The sequence below is a fragment of the Paenibacillus xinjiangensis genome, assembly GCF_059686975.1.
Genome location: NZ_JCAALS010000002.1, coordinates 355,757 through 375,328, shown reverse-complemented (window position 1 = coordinate 375,328; position 19,572 = coordinate 355,757). Strand labels below are relative to the sequence as shown.

Sequence of the window (19,572 nt, the reverse complement as noted above, 5' to 3'; positions counted from 1 at the left end):
AAGACAAAAGGCCTCTAATGCCAAACAAAACAAATGAAGCTTCTTGTCAAGAGCGCTCGGGCGCCCTTGCAGGAAGCTTCATTTCGTTCATGTACGAACCTATTATGGCTTGTATGATTTAATGGCGAATTTGATTCATATCGCTCATGCATTGTCCACATACATAACGCTCTTTGAATTCGCGTACTTCTTCCATAGAACCACAGAACACACATCTTGGACGGTAACGCTCCAAAATAATATGATCACCCTGCACCAAAATTTCTACAGGATCTCCTTCGTTCATCTGGTAACGTTTCCGCAACGATTTAGGGAGAACAATTCTTCCTAGTTGATCCACTTTACGTACTACTCCTGCTGGTTTCATCGTTTTCACCTCTCCTGTGTCTAGTTTTGCAAGCCCGCTGTGAAACCTTTGCATTAATAGTGTTTCGATGGTAATCGGGCAATTCCTTCCCCGGACCTCATAATCTTAGTATCCTGCAATTATCGAAGCCCAGGGAACTGGTTTTGTCTAAGTGCCTCATATACAATGATAGCTGCCGAATTTGATAGATTTAGTGATCTTACAGCATCAGTCATCGGCATTTTCAAGCAGGTATCGAGGTTAGCATCAATGAGCTCTTGAGGAAGGCCTTTCGTTTCTTTGCCGAATACAAAAAAATCGCCATCCTCGAATTGAAACTCCGTATACTGCTTTTTAGCCCTCGTACTTGCATAGAAAAAACGCCCATTCGGATTCGAATCGAGCAGCTCCTGGAAAGAGTCATGATACTCCACATGCACGGCGTGCCAATAATCTAGTCCAGCACGCTTCAGTGTACGATCATCCGTCTGGAAGCCCAAAGGACGAACCAAATGCAGATGCGCCCCTGTCGCCGCGCATGTCCGGGCGATGTTACCGGTATTAGCCGGTATCTCCGGTTCCACTAGTACAATATGAAATGCCATTTCTACTTCACCTCTTCCATCCTTGACTATTATACATGAATTACTATTTAACCGCACATCTAGGGTAATTTTTACATTCGCTTAACGTACCCTTAATACCGCCATGAACGTTCTTCGTCATAATAGGGCTATCATTAGGAGGCAAAGGAGAATCTAATTTATGAAAAAGAAAATATTGATCGTCGACGACGAGCCCTCCATCTCCATGCTGATCGAATTCAATTTGAAGCTCGCCGGCTATGAAGTAAGATGTGTAAGTGATGGTGAAGCCGTATTTGATATGTTGAAGCCTTTCCGGCCTGACTTAATCGTATTAGATCTCATGCTTCCGAAGATGGATGGCATTCAAGTATGCCGAGAGCTTCGCAAGCAGAACAACGCAGTACCGATCGTCATGCTTACGGCTCTGCAGGATGTTACCGATAAAATCACAGGACTTGATAATGGCGCGGATGACTACATGACTAAGCCTTTCAGTCCGCAAGAGCTAATCTCACGCATACAAGCTATTTTCCGCCGGATTCAAGCTCTTCCAGGGTTAGTGGAAACGACTATATTCGACATCGGCAGGCTTACTGTACGCGCCGAGCAGCGAGAAGTGCTCGTTGACGGCAAAGGCATTGAGCTGACCCCGAAGGAATTCGAGCTGCTGCTATTCCTATGCAAGCACAAAGGAAAGGTACTAAGCCGCCAGCAGCTGCTGCATGGTGTCTGGGATTATCATTTCCTCGGAGACACTCGCATTGTAGATGTCCATATCAGCCATCTGCGCGATAAGATTGAGAAGAACGCAAGAACGCCTGAATATATTATGACAGTCCGTAATGTCGGTTATAAGCTTCATGGTCCTCATGTGTTAGATTCCTCATTAGCTTAACCCCATCATAAGAATAGATAACATGGAAAGACCGCCCTTCCTATAGAGGAATGGGCGGTCTTCTTTATTCATCAACTGAAAAGCTAGACCGCGTTAGCCGTTCCGACGCTGGAAATCTGTCATAAACTCAGTCAGTGCCTTGCAGCTCTCCAGCGGTACTGCATTATATGTCGAAGCACGCAGGCCGCCAACATCGCGATGACCTTTGAGCCCAACGAATCCTTGCTGCTCTGATTCCTTGATGAACTGCTTCTCAAGCTCTTCGTTATTAATTCGGAAAGTAATGTTCATCAGGGAACGGCTGCCCTTCTCAGCAAAGCCTTTATAGAACCCGCCGCTTTGATCAATCGTGTCATAGATCAGGTTGGTTTTGTCACGGTTGTATTGCTCGATTTGAGCAACGCCGCCCTTGCCTTGAATCCATTTCAACACCAAGTTCATCATGTATACCGAGAATGATGGCGGTGTGTTATAGAGCGAGCTGTTCTTCGCATGTGTATCATAACGGAAAATAGCAGGAATCGTCTTCGGACTTTCGGCAACAATATCATCACGAACAATAACAACGGTTACGCCAGATGGTCCAAGATTTTTTTGAGCGCCTGCATAGATCAGACCGAAATTACTAACATCAACCGGTCGGCACAAAATATCGCTGGACATATCTGCTACCAGGGGAATGCTGCCTGTAGTTGGGAACTCCGCGAATTGTGTTCCGCCAATCGTTTCATTAGATGTAAGGTGGAGATACGCGGCATTGTCCGGCACTGTAATATCGCTCAGGCTTGGCATACGCTTGAATGAATCGCTCTCCGATGAAGCGGCAATAACAGTCTCACCGATTAGCTTCGCTTCCTTAACGGCCTTCTCAGCCCAGTTGCCACTCATTACGTAAGCGCCTGGACGACCAGGACGAAGCAAGTTCATAGGCATCATGGCGAATTGTGTGCTTGCACCGCCTTGTAGGAAGAGGACGTGATAGTTATCAGGAACTCCGAACAATTCACGCATAAGCGCTTGTGTCTCATTATTCACTTGCTCATATAGAGCGCTCCGGTGCGACATTTCCATTATGGACATGCCCGCGCCTTGATATTCAACAAATTGCTCTTGTGCCTGCTCCAGCACTTCAAGCGGTAAAGCGGCCGGTCCTGCATTGAAATTAAATGCTCGTTTCATCTCCGTTAACCACCTTTTGATTTTGTTACATCCGAGGTTTATCTCACATGATATCGTTTATGATAGCAAGTTTGGAGGCAAGCTTCAAGTATGTTTAGCATCGTTTATTGACAAAAAGTCGAACGGAGAATGTTTTTATGATGAATAACATTCGTGTTTTCGCAGCTTTGCCCCTACCAGAAGGGGCAAGAACGCTATTAAATAGGTATTTAGGGGCATGGCAGCAAGAAATCCCCTTCCAGAAATTCGTTCATCCCGAAGATTGGCATATCACTCTTCACTTCATTGGTGACATCTCCTTATCCTCTTTGGACGCAATAGAGAAAGCTTTAGAAAGAGCAGCTTTCCAATCAAGAAGACTAGTGCTCCATCTAGACGGTCTGGCTTATTTCGGCAGAGAAGAGCACCCCTCCGTACTGTGGGCGAAGCTGGGCGGTGACAAGGAGGAGCTTAATGGGCTCCATCAGACGCTGAGTTCTGCTCTATCAGACCTGATCGGCTACACACCTGAGACAAGGCCCTTCACACCCCATGTGACCATTGCGCGTAAGTACGTAGGCCTGCAACCCTGCTCATCACAATTGCTGGACCTAGCTTCTGAGTCATTCAGACAGCAATCGACGACCTTCACTGTCGACAGGCTTGTGTTATATAGAACTCGTCTGGGGCATACCCCTATGTATGAGGAGCTGATCTCACGCTCTTTGCCAATCACGCCCTAAGTATTATGCTGCAAATTAGCAAATTCCACACACGCAAAAAAGCGAGCTCCCGAAGGAACTCGCTTCATTCTTATAATTAGCAATCGAAATAAAGGCTGTATTCATGTGGGTGAACACGAATCGATACTGCTTTTGCTTCATTACGTTTGAATGCAACGTAGTTAGCAATGAAATCTTCCGTGAACACGCCGCCTTCAGTCAAGAACTCGGAATCAGCCTCAAGAGCGCTAAGCGCTTCGTCGAGTGTACCAGGTACGCTGCGGATTTCTTTTTTCTCTTCTTCTGGCAATTCGTAAATGTTTTTGTCGAAAGGACCGTAGCCCAGTGCAACTGGATCAAGCTTGCGCTTGATGCCATCCAAGCCTGCAAGCAGCATTGCTGCGAATGCAAGGTAAGGGTTAGCTGTGGAATCCGGTGTACGGAATTCGATACGGCAGCCTTTAGGAGTTACAGATGCAATTGGAATACGTACTGCAGCGGAACGGTTACCTTTGGAGAATACCAAGTTAACTGGCGCTTCGTATCCAGGCACAAGACGTTTGAACGAGTTCGTGCTCGGGTTAGTCAAAGCGATCAGTGCTGGTGCATGGTACAAGATACCGCCAATGTAGTGCATAGCCAGTTCACTCAGGTTACCATAGTTGCCTTTTTCATAGAACAACGGAGTGTCACCATTGAAGATGGAAGAGTGAACGTGCATACCTGAACCGTTGTCACCAAACAATGGTTTTGGCATGAATGTTGCAACTTTGCCATATTGGCGAGCTGTGTTAGCAACGATATATTTGTAGAGAAGAAGATTATCAGCTGTTTTAGTCAAAGTGTCAAAACGGAAGTTGATTTCAGCTTGACCAGCTGTAGCAACCTCATGGTGATGACGCTCAATGCGAAGGCCAGCTTCTTGCATCAGGCGAACCATTTCACTACGGATGTCTTGTTGGGAGTCAACCGGAGCTACTGGCACGTAACCGCCTTTAACAGGAACTTTAAATCCAAGGTTACCGCCTTCTTCTTTGCGGTTCGTGTTCCAGCCAGCTTCTTCCGAATCTACGAAATAGCTGGAAGAGTTCATTGTGCTCTCATAACGAACTTCGTCGAAAATGAAGAACTCGGATTCTGGTGCGAAGAATGCTGCTGTACCTACACCAGTAGTTTGCAAATATTCTTCAGCCTTTTGAGCGATGCTGCGCGGATCGCGCTCATAGCGCTCGCCGTCCGGCGTATGAATGTTACACATAATGTTTAGAGTTGGGTGATCAGTGAATGGATCGATGAATACAGAGTTCGTATCAGGCATCATTACCATATCAGATTCCTCGATACCACGGAAACCTGGGATCGATGAACCATCGAAAGCTACACCATTTACGAAAGTGTCACTGTCGACTTCTGTCGAAGGAAGAGTAATGTGGTGCGCATGACCGAATAGATCCACGAAGCGGAAATCTACAAACTGAATGCTGTTTTCTTTAATATTGTCCAAAACGTTTTGAACTGACATCAGATATTTCCTCCATTTCCGAACATTTGCTTAGTTGTGAACAGTTATTGTTCAATTTTTCGTTCTAAACTATGAGGTAATTATAAAACTACGATTTGGCATCGTCAATAGTTATGTCAGGTATTTTTTATCGCTATGTAAGCTATACTTACAGGTTTAAACAGTTGTTCACATTTGATCCTTTTTCTCGACAGAATAAGCCGCAATCCCTTGATATCCAAGGATTCGCGGCTTATTAATAGGAATTAATTTGGTTAAATTTTCCACTCAGCAAATGCTTCAGCTGGCTCTTTGGGCGTATCGAATTGTTTGCCTACAATTGGAGCTAGTTTCTCCAAATCTTTTAACAAATTAGCGAATTGATCTGGGAACAGGGATTGTACACCATCACCTGTCATCGAGTTATCCGGATCGGTATGCATTTCTACGATCAGCCCATTCGCACCAGCAGCTACAGAGGCTTTGGACATCGGCTCTACCAGCTCGCGGCGACCTGTACCGTGTGAAGGGTCAGAGATAACTGGAAGATGGCTCAGTCCTTGCAGTACAGGAATAGCAGACAGATCAAGCGTATTTCTCGTGTAGGTCTCGAATGTGCGGATTCCGCGCTCGCAGAGCATCACGTTAGGGTTGCCGCCTGCCAAGATGTACTCAGCTGCATTAAGGAATTCGTCATAAGTTGAGCTGAAGCCACGCTTCAGTAATACTGGCGTTTGGATCGTTCCAAGCTTGCGCAGCAAGTCGAAGTTCTGCATATTGCGAGTACCCACTTGAAGAATATCGGCGTATTCTGCACATACATCTACGTACTCCGGCGTCATAACCTCTGTAATTGTCAGAAGGCCATGCTTTTTGCCCGCTTCAGCCATCATAACAAGGCCTTCAACCCCAACCCCTTGGAAGCTGTAAGGACCCGTACGAGGCTTGAACGCACCTCCACGAAGCACCTGTCCGCCTGCTGCCTTGACCAGACGAGCAATTTCATCAATCTGCTCTGGCGTTTCAACTGCACAAGGACCGCCCATAATGACAAGATTGCTGCCACCGATTTTGACCCCTTTAATATCAATGATTGTGTCATCCGGGTGGAAGTCACGGCTCGCCAGCTTGTAGGATTTGGAGATTTTGATTACATTCTCGACGCCTTTCATTTGACGAAGATGCTCGGCCAACGTCGGCTTGGCATTACCGATAATTCCGATAACTGTCCGATCCGTCCCTCTCGATACATGCGGCTGCACACCTGCTTTTTCAATCTGCTGGACGATTTCTGTGATTCTTTCCTCAGTGATATGTGGACTTGTAATTACGATCATCGTTATCTCTCCTCTTCTTCACTTCAACGCTTGTATGCTTTTAAGCTTTTATGCTTTGTGGCTTTTATGCTTTTAATCGCTAAAGTAAATATACATGATGAGCCTTGCTCTCGTCAAGTCAAAAATTAACCAGCAGACATCCAATAAACAAACAGAATGCCGACATCTAGGATGCGGCATTCTGTCTTATCATTATGAGGTTGTTGTTTCTGCTGTTGTATTCGTTTTCACGCGAATATTAGGCAGCAATTTATTCATATTGACGGTTCTTTTAATTTCCCAAGTGGAAGGGTCCTTGTTATCATATTGCTCCAGATATTGGATGACTTCCTTCGTAATCGGAGTAGGTGTAGATGCACCTGAGGTGACAGCTACCCGCTCCACACCAACTAGCCATTCCCGCTTAATCTCGGATACATCCCCTACGCGATAGGCGGTTACACCAGCAATCTCCTCCGAAACCTGAGCAAGCCTATTCGAGTTATTGCTGCGAGGATCTCCTACTACGATACATAGCTGTGCCTGTCCTGCTTGCCCAGCCACAGCTTCCTGTCTCACTTGTGTAGCTAGACAGATTTCATTGTGAACCTCAGCTGTAGGGAATTTCTCCAGAAGCCGGCTAATGATATGCCGAATATCCCACTGAGACATCGTGGTCTGATTCGTAATAATGATACGGTCATGCGATAATTGAAGCGAAGCAATCTCTTCCTCATGCTCAATAAGATGAACGCGATCCGGCGCAACGCCGATGGCACCCTCTGGCTCAGGATGATTCTTCTTGCCGATATAAATAATATGATAATCCTCGGCTACCTTCTCCCGAATCAGATCATGTGTCTTCGTTACATCTGGACAAGTTGCATCAACTACTGACAATCCTTTGTCACGAGCCCGCTTGCGTACTTCTGGAGATACGCCATGGGCGGTAAAGATGACTGTCCCCTTCTCAATCTGATCCAATATTTCCAGGCGATTCTCGCCATCCAGCGTAATGACGCCTTCCTGCTCGAATGCATCCGTCACATGCGCATTATGAACAATCATACCGAGAATATAAATAGGCCTTGGAAGATCTAAGTTTTTGGCTGTATTGAGCGCGAGCACCATCGCATCGACAACGCCGTAGCAATAACCCCGAGGTGAAATTTTGACAATTTCCATCTACTGCACCTGCTTTCCGACCGAGCGGCTATTCGCCTTCGATTCGATCTGTTCTTTCCATTATAATCGAATCAGGCTGGACAGAAAAGTCTATCGGCAGCCATATGGTAAATACGGACCCCTCTTCTTCCCGTGTCGTGACCTCAATAGAGCCTCTATGCTCATCAATGATCCATTTGGCAATCGATAAGCCGAGCCCCGTCCCTATAGTCTTCCCACGAGATTCATCAGCCCGATAGAAGCGATCGAATATATGGGGAACTTCCTCTGGATTCATCCCGATACCCGTATCCCTGATCATAATTCCAATCTGGTCATCCTTGCGCTTAGCACTCAATTCAATATAGCCGTTAGGCGTATACTTGAAGGCATTTTCGATGAAAATAAACAGCAGCTGCTGCAAATAATCCTGATTGCCATATACTCTCGTATCCACAAGGGCAGACAAGTCATCTACAATCCACTCTGCATCACGAGGGAGCAGTTGCGCTCTTCGCGCAACTTCCTCTACTACCGTCAGCATATCCAGCTGCTGCTTCTCCATCGAGTAGCCAGCATCCGCTCTGGCAAGCGCCAGCAGATCGTTAACAAGCGTAGACATCCGCCTTGCTTCAGATGAAATATCCTGCATCGCCTCATTAGACAGCTCCCACTTCTGATCATCCAAGCCTAACACAATGCCATCTACAGCATGCGGATCAAGCGACTTCGTCCACATCCGCTGCAGCAGCTCGATATTGCCTCGAATCGTTGTGAGCGGCGTCCGCAGCTCATGCGATGCATCTGAAACGAAGCGTCTTTGTGCCTTATATGACTCATCGAGCACGTTATAAGCATTCTCCAGCCGCGATAGCATCACATTCAAGGTATAGACCAGCCTGCCAATCTCATCCTTAGGGCCCTCCATAGGAATTCTAACGCTGAGATCGGAGCCTCCTTGTATCTGCTCTGTCGATCGAATCACACGCTCGATTGGACGCAGAACTTGGCGAGCCAGGAATAGACCGACCGTGAACGCAATGAACAGCACCATCACTGATGAGAGGATTAGAATATACCGAAGACCGGCCAAATAATTCTCTTCACTGCCAACAACCGTCCCAACCTGCAATAGCCCAATTAATGCGCCATCCTTGGTGTTGTTATAGATCGGCTGCTGATAGATGAGAAATGGAACCTCTCCAGTATTTGTTTTGATTTTGACCTTCTCGTACCCATAATCAGGATTCGTCTCAGCTTCTGGTATTGGATAACGAATATTATTGGCAGTTAAGCCCAATGATGCCTTAATAACGCCTTCTTTATAATTGACCAGTTGAACATAGAAATCCTTCTCATAAAAGTTCGACTTGGTTTGCAGCTCCAGATCAAGCTGATTCAAGGCATTCTCGTATTTCACAACATTATAGTTTTCCGCATACTTGCGAAGAGAATCCTTCATATCCCCATAAGTATTAATGTTTACGAAAAAATAAATCGCACAGCCGAACACGATCAGCGTCGCTGCCAATAAGCAAGAATACCATAAAGTAAGACGAAGCCGAATCGTCATGACTAATCAGCCCTCTCCGCGCAGCACATACCCGGTGCCGCGCACCGTTTGAATAATTCGTTTCTCGTTGCCTTCCTCCAGCTTTTGACGAAGCATCGCAATATAAACCTCTAGCACATTCGACTCCCCGCTGAAGTCATAGCCCCAGATTTTCTCCATAATGGAATCTCTCGTCAGTACTCTGCGAGGATTGTTCATGAACAATAACAGCAGATCATATTCCTTCGCAGTCAGCTCAATACGGCGGCCGGAGCGAATCGCTTCACGGGAGTCCTGATCCAGCGCCAAGTTCTCATAGACGATCTTGCTGCTATTCTCCTCAATCTTGTCGCTCTTACGCCGCAGCAATGCCCTTACCCGTGCAAGGAGTTCCTCCAGCGCGAACGGCTTAACCAAATAATCATCAGCCCCTGTGTCCAGCCCTTTGACCCGATCTGTAATATCATCCTTAGCAGTCAACATCAGAATCGGAACGGTGCTTCCACTCTCTCTTACCCGTCTGCACACTTCCCAGCCATCTAGCTGAGGCATCATGACATCCAGAATGAGCAAATCCGGTTCTGCTGTCATTAGCACCTTCAAGCCCTCCAGCCCATTGCTCGCTGTGCTTATCTCATAACCCTCGAACGCTAGGCTTCTTCTTAATAAAGAAATAATTTTATCATCATCATCTACTACTACGATATGTGATCTCATGAATAACCCTCCAATAAATGATATACTTCTCTCTCTGCATTCAGAAAAATAGCGCAGAGCATGCCGCACTCTGCGCTTCTTTTACGATCCAACAATCGATTATTCAGCGTTGAACTTATTCATATCGCCAATTTCAACCTCTAGATTAAGCTTCTCGCCTTTGCGGATAATATTGAGCTCTGCTTTATCCCCAACATTCTTAGCCTGAATGGCATCGATTAACGCCTGTGTGGATGAATAGCTTTTGCCGTCTATGCCGACAATGACATCGAACTGCTTCAGATCAGCAAGATAAGCTGGAGAGTTATAGTAGACATTGCTTACGATAGAGCCCTCAGCCTTATCCATTCCAAGCTGGCTCGCTATATCCTCCGTTACATCACCTAGCTGAGCACCGATGAATGGAACAGGGGTCTTAGGAACCTCTACATTGTTCTTCAAGTTATCGAGCACTTCTTGAATGGTACTAGTCGGAATCGCGAATCCAATACCTTGCGCTTGTGAGCTGACAGCTGTGTTGATCCCTACAACCTCGCCGTTCACATTAAGTAATGGGCCGCCGGAGTTACCTGGATTAATCGAAGCATCGGTCTGCAGCAAATGCTCATAGCTGCGAGTAGATTGTCCGTCTTGAATGTCAATTGGACGTTCTTTGGCGCTTAGCACTCCTACCGTTACCGTATGATCGAAGCCATAAGGGTTACCAATGGCAACAACCCAGTCCCCAATATTAATATTATCGGAATTACCAAGCGGAAGTGTAGGGAAGGCCTTATCGCTCGTTACCTTCAGAACCGCTAGATCAAGCTCTTCGCTGGAACCGAGAAGCTCTGCTGTTAACGGCTTATCGTAGCCTTGAACGGTTACTTCGATTTTATCGGAATCTGCAACGACATGCTGATTGGTCAGAATGTATCCATCAGATTCGAAGAAGAAGCCGGTTCCGATTCCGCTTGCCTGCATATCCGTGCTGTCAGACTCTTCTTGCTGCTGCGTTTGTGGTGCTTCCTCACCGAAAAACTGACGGAAGAATGGATCATCTAGAATACTGCCGCTGCTGCTGCCCCGACTGCTCGGATTCGTGTAGGTCTCAATTTTGACAACAGCTGGACTCGCCGTCTCGAACAGCTGGGCAATGTTATCCGGCCGTGCTGCCGTTACCGCGGCACCAGCATTGCTTTGTGCAGTAGACCCATTAACGGCTGTCCCAGAGGATGCCTGCTGAGTAGTCGTAGCTGTCGCATTATCGCTGAACCAGTTTTTGGTATCCGCCGTATACATAAGCCCGCCGACAACAACCACACCTGCCAGGAAAGAAGCAAACATCGCCTTGAAGGACGTTTTCCGACGTGGTTCACGAACCTGCCAGCTTCCTTTGGCCGATTGCTGATTAGGCCTGAAAGGCTTGAGCTGCGGTGGCGTATTTACTTCAAAAGGATTGGCCTGCTCTGCCGATTGTGCTTGCTGTTCTTGTCCGCTAGGCTGTGCGAATGCCGATTGCGATTGCTGTGTGTAGGATCTGCCAGAAGAGTATGGCTCATCGCTTGATGGTTCTTGATTAGAAGCAGTTGGAGATGAAGTTGAAGATGCCCTTTCATCCTGAGAACCCGCTTTAAAAGGACCATATGAATAGTAGTAAGAAGGCTTGCCCTGCGTATCTGCTGCAGATGAGCTGTGGTCGCTCTCACTAGCAGCATCATGCTGCTCTTTTCTCGCTTCCCCTTCTTCACGGCTTTGAAAGAAATCATCATATCCATCTTTTTTGTTCTGATCGTTCATGTCCGTTTCCTCCTCGAATATTCACGAAGCAGCCTACCTCACGCAATCACGGCTGCCGAATCATTTGTCTGTATACCTATCATGCACATTCTACCTTAAAACAAACTTAAAAGGAATTTAAACGAAAATAAAAAAACTGGGCTTTTCAGACAAATGGCACTAATCACTATGACCTAAAAAAAGAAAAAACTCCCCATATTCTAATAGAGAGTTTGTCCTATAAGCCCTTAAAGGCTTGCAAAAAGCGTTTCTACGTCAGACAGCTTCCCCTTCGCCTCATCAATCCATTTGGGCTCAATGGGAGCATCCGGATCTAATGGCGCTTGAAATTGGTCGAACAGCGCTCCGAGTACTCGTACGGACGCCTCATCATCATTGCCTTCATGATAGACATGCTTCAATACATAGGGGGTTCCAAGCCTTATAAGCGCGGAGTTGTCCTCCGTTGTATCATCCACATGTCCGTTGATGACCTCGAAGGGGATTCGAAGCCATACTTTATGTGCTTCATCCAGATAACGGTCGAATGATCCATGCGTATAATCCCAATCTCCACCGAGCGCGAATTGGTGCTGCTCGAGCATATTCCTCGTCTCGGAGAAGGTATGCTCACTCGATTCCAAGCTTGATGATAGTGGCATCATGACGATCACACTCCTTTTATGTATGCCTTATATAAAAGGTAGTATGACCCTGCTATTGGCGGATTATGTGTTCTTCACCCAGCCTTTGCGATGCGCAAGCACAGCAAGCTGCGTTCGATCCTCCAACTCGCATTTCATCAATAGATTGCTGACATGAGTTTTTACTGTCTTAATACTAATATGAAGCTCGTCCCCAATCTCTTTATTCGAGCGGCCTTCCGCAATGAGCAGCAGCACTTCCTTCTCCCGCTCCGTCAATCCCTCGTCACCCGACTGGGCCGTGCGTTGGCGAAGTCCTCTTGTTAGAGCCTGGGACACATCTGCTGTCATGACTGGCATTCCTTTGAACGCTCCATTCATGGCATAGATGAGCTCTTCTGCAGAAACAGTCTTCAGAACATAGCTGACTGCTCCCGCCTCAATAGCTCCGTATACTTTCTCATCTTCGAGAAAGCTCGTCAGCATGACGATCTTCATATCAGGGTATTTGGCTATCACTTGCTTGGTCGTTGCAATACCATCAAGACCAGGCATCATGAGATCCATCAGGATAAGCTCCGGTTGCCCGGCTGGAATACCTGCTTCCAGCAGATCAAGCGCGCTCTGACCACTGCCGGCCTCAGCAACAACCTCGAACCGCGGCTCCAGCATCAAGTAGGTGCGCAGACCCGTTCTAACCATATCATGATCATCCACAATCATAATTCTCATCTTTTCCAACTCGCTCAAGATTGCTCCACTCCCCGCATTTTCGGTATCGTTACCTTAACCCTTGTCCCGCTGCCCGGCTTGCTGATAATTTCTGTTGAACCGCTAAGCTTCTGGGCTCGCTCCTGCATCGTAGACAATCCATAAGAGCCGCGCTTCACCTCATCAACACGGAAGCCCGCACCATCATCCTGCAGATTAAGCACGATCTGACGCTCATTATCGGCGATCGTGAGTGTACAACTATCCGCCTTCGCATGCTTAACCACATTTGCCATCGCCTCCTGAACAATAAGGAACAGCTGATGCTCCTTCGCTTCAGACAAGGGCTCGGTAAGCCGAAACTCCATTGCACCCTGCAAGCCATTCTGACGGCAGTAATCAGGAAACCATTTATCCAGCGCCTCCTGCAGTGTTCTGCCCTCCAGCTCCATTGGCCTGAGCTGTGCGATGAATACCCTCATTTGCTTCTGTGCGAGTGTCGACATCTGGATAAGCTGCTCCAGCACGGAAGCTGCACGCTCAGGGTCGATTTCCTGCAGCTTCGGAAGAGAGGAAGCACACATATGCATAGCGAAAAGCTGCTGGCTCACCGTATCATGCAGATCACGCGCCAGCCGTTTGCGCTCCTCAAGGACAGCCGCTTCATTAGAGGCTGCCTCCGTCAATACGCTTTCTTCCCCAGTCTTCTGCAGCCAAGTCAGCCGCTCTTCCATTTTCTCGGCAAGCTCATTAAATTCCCGGTATAGCTCCATGAATGAAAAATGGCCATTCTCCGTAATTCTTACTTCAAAATTGCCGTTAATCGCTTGCTTCAGCGCTAGCTGCATCGTATCCACGCGTCTTTGAATCCGCTGCCCCGCCCAATAGCCGAACGCTGTACTGACAAGCAGAAAGACGGAGGCGGCACCAAGCCGCACTTCCGTCTGACTAGCTTCATCTGACAACCCAATCCACACTGCGCATCCGGCACATAGGGAGGCGAGAGAGGACATAACGAACATTGCAATCAATTCCCATTTGCCGCTGCGAAGAAACCTTACCATCATAAGCGTTAACCCACCTTCGTTACACGGACATCGCCGATGAAGGTGCTGACAACGAGCTTAATTTTCTTGTCCATTTCCATATAGGAAGGGGAATGAATATTCATGTTTTTAAAAATACCGCCTTCTTTGTGCCCCAATATCTTGGCATCACCTACGAAGGCACTGGAGATAACCTGAATACCAACCTCATAGTCGTTGGGCACGTAGATTTTCACATCCCCTATAAAGGAAGAGATGCAGATTCTCGTCTCACCCAGAGGGATTTGGGCTTTCGTTAAATCGATGACTGTATCACCGATAAAATGCGAAATATTAAGCGGCTTAAGCTCCCAATAGTCATGTCCGATATGAATATCTCCAATAAACCCTGATCTCGTCTGAGCCTTCGGATCGTTATTCCACCACTCTGTCCAATCATTATGCTTGTGATGATGCTTGGACTGATAATACCATTTATTATGGGGCGGAATGCCTTCCCAGTCCTGTTCCTGTGCATTCTCTTCTTTGACGTATTGCTGATTTGTCTCCTTGTTCATGTCCTTCTCCAGCGAAATACCAGCCTTAGTCGGGTCAGGATGAAGCGGCGGCGCTGGTGGAACCTTGCCGCTCGTATCCGTATAAGCACCGTAGGACTTCCACTCATCCTGAGGAGGAGCATGATGCTTCCTGCGTGGTTTTCTGATCAGATTGACTCCGATTAAAATAATAGCAACTGGCCAAATATAAGAAATAATATCGCCGATAGACCAGTCGAACCAATCCAGATTCCGGCCTAGAAACACGAAGCCGATCAGCATCAGCATTGCGCCCCACCAGCCTGAGCCTGCTCCAGCAGAGCGTCCTGCAACGATCCCTTGAAGCCCTACGAATAACAAGATGACTGGCCAATATGTGGAAATAATGTAGCCGAGGTCTACCTCAAACTCTAGATGACCTAGCTGTCTAAGTAAAAAAAGGACACCTACAGTGATGACGACCACACCGGCTAGCAATCGATTAAAGAAACTCCCATTCATCCCATTCAACTCCCTGCCTGCTTACATAGCTTCTTATTTATTCTAAGTATAACTAACACATTCTCTCTAAGAAAGGGACGCTCGATTGAATTGTTTATCCGTCTCTAGACCGAGGACACCTCGCCCCGCCTCAAGAAAACCTAACATGAGTCATATAAGGTAACGTTGAAGCGTTGACATAGCTCACTTCAACTATTTATAATGATGAACGGATTAGATAATAAATGAAACAAACTCACACCATTACTACTGAATTGGGGTTGAAAAGATGGATATTTCCGAACTATCCAGAGGATTAGATACCATTTGGGTCGTCTTAACGGCAGCTATGATCTTGCTAATGGAGGGCGGCTTCGCATTGCTGGAGGCAGGCTTCGTCCGACAGAAGAATGCCGTGAGCATTATAATGAAGGTTTTCGTAGATATCGCATTCGGTGCGCTCGTGTTCTATTTCTTCGGCTTCGCCCTTATGTACGGACAAGATGCCGGCGGGCTCATCGGTACAACTGGTTTCCTGCTTGATGGCGATCTCTCTCATATTGTATTGAATATTACTCATGAAACATATTGGCTGTTCCAGTGCGCATTCGTTATTGCCGTTATTTCGATCGTATCAGGAGCGGTCGCAGAGCGCATTCACTTCCGCGCCTATATTCTCTTAACCATAGCGATGACAGGGATGATCTACCCACTTGCAGGACACTGGGTATGGTCCACAGGAGGCTGGCTTGGCAAGCTTGGCATGATCGACTTCGCAGGCTCTGCCGTTATTCATGCTTTGGGTGGTTTCGCTGCATTGGCGGCAGCCATCTTCATCGGGCCGCGGATTGGCAAATTCACTGCTGAGGGTAAGGTCAATATCGTATCCCCCTCCAATCTCCCGCTCGCTTCCGTAGGAGCATTCATCCTATGGTTCGGATGGTTCGGCTTTAACGCAGGCAGCACCCTCAGCGCAACGAACGTTACGATCGGGCATATTGCTGTAACGACGATGCTGTCGGCTGCAGCTGGCGGAGCTACTTGTATTCTATTTACTATGTTCCGCTACAAAAAAGCCGACCCGCCGATGGTCATCAACGGTTCACTGGCAGGACTTGTCGGCATAACAGCAGGCTGCGCTTTCGTCTCAGACGGCGCTGCCATTCTCATTGGGGCGGTATGCGGCATTGCCATGGTGCTCGCGACTGAATTTCTTGAGAGCAAGCGTGTCGATGATCCCGTCGGCGCGTTCGCTGTTCATGGCGTCAGCGGCAGCTTAGGCACACTCGCAGTAGGTCTATTCGCCATGCCTGAGCTGTCTTCCGGAGTTGGCCAAGGCTATCACGGTCTATTCTATGGCGGAGGGTGGAACCTATTAGGTGTCCAAGCTCTTGGTCTCGTTACAGTATCGGCGTGGGGCTTCCTTATAACTTGGGGTGTTCTGTGGCTTATTCGCCGAGTAATGCCTGTACGAGTATCGAAGGACGAAGAGCTTATTGGTCTTGATGTAGGCATACATGGTGTGCCTGCCTACAGCCAAGACAGTGATTTCATTGACATTGATCGCATCAAAAACGGCAACTAACTAATATCACTCCAAAAAAAGCTGCCCCGCTCTAACGAGCGGGGCAGCTTTTCATTTATTACGTATTCATTTCATCAGCAAGATCCAATGACACGGACACCATGTCTGTTGGTGCGGCTCCACTCTGGATAGTTCGTGCACTCTCGATCTCAAGACGGAGTGCGCGCACCTTCTCCATCGGCTTTTTCACAAAATGAATATATTCGACAGCCAAATGATGATCCGGCTTCTTGCCCGATAACATCCGCCGAAGCGTCGACATGGACTGATATGCACGCTCTTCCTTCAGACGGCGCTTCTCATAACGTTCAACCATTTGTTCGATTTCCACTATTTCCTGTTCTTTCTTAGTCACGTATGCTTCTACGAAGGGCAGTACTTCAGCTGCTTTACGATGCTGAACGGATGAATAGCTTTTTTGTATTATAGGATCTGTCATGAGAGTTCACCTGTCTTATCGTGTGATTAATTCTTACATCTAATCATACAATAAACAGCTATGCTTTGAAAACTTTTTTTTCGAATTAAGGAATGGAAATATCTGCCCCAATAACACCAATCACCTTACCGCCCTCACCACGCAAAGGCACTGCTATCGTGACGCATGGCTGCTTCGTAATGGCAGAGATGTACACCTCAGACTGAAATGACTGCCCCGCTATGCCACGCTTCCACCACTCCCGCCCTTTGGCGTTAAGAAGCCCAGCCTCAGGCAGCGAGAATACGAAAGAGCCGTCATCCTTATTCGACCATATCGCTTCAATATCTCCTCTGGACTTCAACAGCTCTGTCAGCTTTCTCTGATGCTGCTGGCTGTCCAGTGTAACGAAGTCCTTGTGCCCTGCCGCTGTATGCAGCCATTCTAGCGTAGCAGCTATGCTCTCCGCGCTGACTGTCTTATCCATTCGCTTCGCACCAACCTGATCAATCGCTTTCGTCAGCTCCGTAGAGGATTTGTGCAGGTTACGGCCAATGCGATTCAGCTTCCCTATCTGCTCACGCTGTTTATCCGTCATCTGCAGCGTATGATCTACACTGACGAGCGTTTCATTGAAGGAGTCGACAACCTCCTTCAGCATGTCTGTCGTACCTGTCATATGCTCTGTCTGTTGACGGCTGGAGGTATGAGTCTGATCGACCAGTTCATTCACTTCATTAATACGGGAAAAAATGAGGTCCATACGCTGCTTGTTAACAGCCATCTCAGCGACACCGCGATCTACCGCCGTTCTCTCAGTTGTTACGGATTCAACGACTAGCTTCACACCGCTCTCGATCTGCTCCACCATATGAGAGGAACGGGTAACAGCCTCGTGGCTCTGCTCAGCAAGCTTCCTGATCTGCTGCGCAACGACCGCGAAGCCTCTGCCATATTCCCCTGCATGAGCCGCCTCAATAGATGCGTTCAGAGCTAATAGTGAGGTTTGGGATACGATTTCTTGAATAAAATGATTGATTTCATTGATATGTGAGGTTTGTTCAATAAGCTGATGAATATGCTGCTCCATCGCTTTATTCTGTGTATGTAAATCATTCATCACTTGATCTGTGTTCGTCAGCGAACGGCATACATCCACTACGATGTCTTTCGTTTCCTGGCTTTTCACTTGTAGATAGGTAGAGGCACCGCTTATCTGCTCAGCTGCTGACGCAACCTCCTGCAATGCCGCGAATGCTTCCTCCATCTTGTACATGGCTTGCTCACTTCTCGTACGCAGCGTCTTCTCTTGAACAGCTGAAGAGTCAGCAATTGTGGTCAAATGCTCGATGGAGGCATCTACCTCATCAACAACAGCATTCAACTGATCTGACAGGACGACAGACTCATTCATAAGCAGGCTCATGCGAGAGTATTCTTCTGTGCTAATGCTCGTCTTCGAAGAAGCAGCATTGCTACGGGATAACCAGCGCAGCGGACTCATTCGCTCCCCACCTTATATGGAATATTTTCCTACATTATATAGCAGGGTTCGACAAAAGGAAAGAGAAACCAACAATGAGCAGCTGGTTCCTCTTCCTGCCTAACCTTTATTTTCAGACATTACTTTTGAGCATTTTGAGAAGCATTGTTGGTCGCTTTGCTTGATGCATTGTTTTGGTTGAACTCTTCAGCGAACTCCGCATTAAATTGACCGCTCTTCTTAGCTTTATTATTCTTGTTCTTTGCCATATTGTCCACCTCACCTTCCATGGATAGTATGGCATCTGCGAATGTTATTATGCGCTTTGGCTTACGATTCCAAGTAGGTTTGAGGTATCGGCTTCCCTGCCTCTACCACACTATTAATCTGGTTCAACCAGGCTTGAGACAGCTTGCCTGACCCTTTGCGCAGCACCTGAACGGCAACCTTGCGCTTACCCCATTCCGCATATACATCTTTAATCGTTTCGAAATACAGATCAAGTCGGTGACCTTTAATGGCGGAGCCAGTATCAGCCACGACGCCATAACCATATCCGGGTATATAAAGAAGTGTCCCGATCGGGAATAGCTTAGGATCCGCCGCTACTGTCGACACTTGTCCCCGTCGTACCTTGACGCCAGAATAAGTGATGCCATACTGCGGATGTCCCGGCGATTTGCCGGTTGATTCGAACCCGGCTGTGTACCCAGTCGCGACGACTTCGACCGATGTTACTGCTTGTTCTTCTGCCAGCTTGGCAGGCTTCACTGCCTGCTGCTCTTCTATGCTGGCGGTGGCTGTGACGGCGCTTGGATGCGCCATAGATGTACTTGTCATGAGAATTGTCAACAGCATGACGCAGATACCTGTACGCTTGTAAGCAAAAAAGCTTGTGATCATGTGGGTTACTTCCTCCTCAGAAGAATATTTCCCATACGATCCAAGCTTTA

General features: G+C 47.4%; 20 protein-coding genes. 3 read left to right on the top strand and 17 right to left on the bottom strand.

Annotated elements, in window-relative coordinates; genetic code table 11:
* Window positions 1-118: 118 nt before the first annotated feature.
* On the bottom strand, window positions 119-367 hold the full coding sequence (locus tag AC6ESP_RS03810; RefSeq protein WP_497095342.1) for an AbrB/MazE/SpoVT family DNA-binding domain-containing protein: 249 nt from the start codon (window positions 365-367) through the stop codon (window positions 119-121).
* A gap of 119 nt (window positions 368-486) precedes the next feature.
* Window positions 487-951: a tRNA (uridine(34)/cytosine(34)/5-carboxymethylaminomethyluridine(34)-2'-O)-methyltransferase TrmL gene (trmL, locus tag AC6ESP_RS03805; protein ID WP_497095341.1), complete on the bottom strand. Its 465-nt coding sequence runs from the start codon at window positions 949-951 to the stop codon at window positions 487-489.
* A gap of 160 nt (window positions 952-1,111) precedes the next feature.
* On the opposite strand from trmL, the gene AC6ESP_RS03800 reads away from it, so the two are divergent.
* Window positions 1,112-1,828 carry a response regulator transcription factor gene (locus AC6ESP_RS03800; RefSeq protein ID WP_497095340.1) on the top strand — a complete coding sequence of 239 codons (717 nt, stop codon included), beginning with the start codon at window positions 1,112-1,114 and terminating at the stop codon, window positions 1,826-1,828.
* 93 nt (window positions 1,829-1,921) lie between these two features.
* Here AC6ESP_RS03800 and serC read toward each other — a convergent pair whose 3' ends face one another.
* Window positions 1,922-3,007 (bottom strand): 3-phosphoserine/phosphohydroxythreonine transaminase, encoded by a 1,086-nt coding sequence (gene serC, locus AC6ESP_RS03795; RefSeq protein ID WP_497095339.1) that lies wholly within the window; start codon window positions 3,005-3,007, stop codon window positions 1,922-1,924.
* Between the two features lie 137 nt (window positions 3,008-3,144).
* Here serC and thpR point away from each other — a divergent pair, with 137 nt between their 5' ends.
* Window positions 3,145-3,729 (top strand): RNA 2',3'-cyclic phosphodiesterase, encoded by a 585-nt coding sequence (gene thpR / locus AC6ESP_RS03790; protein ID WP_497095338.1) that lies wholly within the window; start codon window positions 3,145-3,147, stop codon window positions 3,727-3,729.
* A 76-nt stretch (window positions 3,730-3,805) separates the two neighbouring features.
* Here thpR and glnA read toward each other — a convergent pair whose 3' ends face one another.
* From glnA to liaF, 10 genes are all read right to left on the bottom strand, one after another.
* Window positions 3,806-5,230: a type I glutamate--ammonia ligase gene (gene glnA, locus AC6ESP_RS03785; protein WP_497095337.1), complete on the bottom strand. Its 1,425-nt coding sequence runs from the start codon at window positions 5,228-5,230 to the stop codon at window positions 3,806-3,808.
* A gap of 254 nt (window positions 5,231-5,484) precedes the next feature.
* On the bottom strand, window positions 5,485-6,546 hold the full coding sequence (aroF, locus tag AC6ESP_RS03780; protein ID WP_497095336.1) for a 3-deoxy-7-phosphoheptulonate synthase: 1,062 nt from the start codon (window positions 6,544-6,546) through the stop codon (window positions 5,485-5,487).
* Window positions 6,547-6,738: 192 nt separating this feature from the next.
* A complete protein-coding gene (locus tag AC6ESP_RS03775; protein WP_497095335.1) occupies window positions 6,739-7,710 on the bottom strand; it encodes a 4-hydroxy-3-methylbut-2-enyl diphosphate reductase in 972 nt (323 codons plus the stop codon).
* 28 nt (window positions 7,711-7,738) lie between these two features.
* Window positions 7,739-9,262: a sensor histidine kinase gene (locus AC6ESP_RS03770; RefSeq protein WP_497095334.1), complete on the bottom strand. Its 1,524-nt coding sequence runs from the start codon at window positions 9,260-9,262 to the stop codon at window positions 7,739-7,741.
* 6 nt (window positions 9,263-9,268) lie between these two features.
* Entirely contained in the window at window positions 9,269-9,958 is a 690-nt protein-coding gene (locus AC6ESP_RS03765; protein ID WP_497095333.1) for a response regulator transcription factor, read from the bottom strand.
* 99 nt (window positions 9,959-10,057) lie between these two features.
* Entirely contained in the window at window positions 10,058-11,737 is a 1,680-nt protein-coding gene (locus AC6ESP_RS03760) for a S1C family serine protease (RefSeq protein WP_497095332.1), read from the bottom strand.
* Window positions 11,738-11,964: 227 nt separating this feature from the next.
* Window positions 11,965-12,381: a YugN family protein gene (locus AC6ESP_RS03755; RefSeq protein ID WP_497095331.1), complete on the bottom strand. Its 417-nt coding sequence runs from the start codon at window positions 12,379-12,381 to the stop codon at window positions 11,965-11,967.
* A 63-nt stretch (window positions 12,382-12,444) separates the two neighbouring features.
* On the bottom strand, window positions 12,445-13,092 hold the full coding sequence (locus AC6ESP_RS03750; protein WP_497095381.1) for a response regulator: 648 nt from the start codon (window positions 13,090-13,092) through the stop codon (window positions 12,445-12,447).
* 14 nt (window positions 13,093-13,106) lie between these two features.
* Window positions 13,107-14,138 carry a sensor histidine kinase gene (locus AC6ESP_RS03745; RefSeq protein WP_497095330.1) on the bottom strand — a complete coding sequence of 344 codons (1,032 nt, stop codon included), beginning with the start codon at window positions 14,136-14,138 and terminating at the stop codon, window positions 13,107-13,109.
* A gap of 5 nt (window positions 14,139-14,143) precedes the next feature.
* Window positions 14,144-15,154: a cell wall-active antibiotics response protein LiaF gene (liaF, locus tag AC6ESP_RS03740; RefSeq protein ID WP_497095329.1), complete on the bottom strand. Its 1,011-nt coding sequence runs from the start codon at window positions 15,152-15,154 to the stop codon at window positions 14,144-14,146.
* A 268-nt stretch (window positions 15,155-15,422) separates the two neighbouring features.
* Between liaF and AC6ESP_RS03735 the strand changes: the two genes are divergently transcribed.
* Entirely contained in the window at window positions 15,423-16,718 is a 1,296-nt protein-coding gene (locus tag AC6ESP_RS03735) for an ammonium transporter (RefSeq protein WP_497095328.1), read from the top strand.
* A 58-nt stretch (window positions 16,719-16,776) separates the two neighbouring features.
* Here the strand turns inward: AC6ESP_RS03735 and AC6ESP_RS03730 are convergent, their stop codons facing one another.
* The 4 genes from AC6ESP_RS03730 to AC6ESP_RS03715 all read right to left on the bottom strand — a co-directional run bounded on the left by AC6ESP_RS03730 (window position 16,777) and on the right by AC6ESP_RS03715 (window position 19,522).
* Window positions 16,777-17,157 carry a hypothetical protein gene (locus AC6ESP_RS03730; protein ID WP_497095327.1) on the bottom strand — a complete coding sequence of 127 codons (381 nt, stop codon included), beginning with the start codon at window positions 17,155-17,157 and terminating at the stop codon, window positions 16,777-16,779.
* An 85-nt stretch (window positions 17,158-17,242) separates the two neighbouring features.
* Window positions 17,243-18,640: a methyl-accepting chemotaxis protein gene (locus tag AC6ESP_RS03725; protein WP_497095326.1), complete on the bottom strand. Its 1,398-nt coding sequence runs from the start codon at window positions 18,638-18,640 to the stop codon at window positions 17,243-17,245.
* A 119-nt stretch (window positions 18,641-18,759) separates the two neighbouring features.
* Window positions 18,760-18,888, bottom strand: coding sequence for a hypothetical protein (locus AC6ESP_RS03720; RefSeq protein WP_497095325.1), 129 nt, complete (start codon window positions 18,886-18,888; stop codon window positions 18,760-18,762).
* 61 nt (window positions 18,889-18,949) lie between these two features.
* Entirely contained in the window at window positions 18,950-19,522 is a 573-nt protein-coding gene (locus tag AC6ESP_RS03715; protein ID WP_497095324.1) for a 3D domain-containing protein, read from the bottom strand.
* Window positions 19,523-19,572 lie beyond the last annotated feature (50 nt).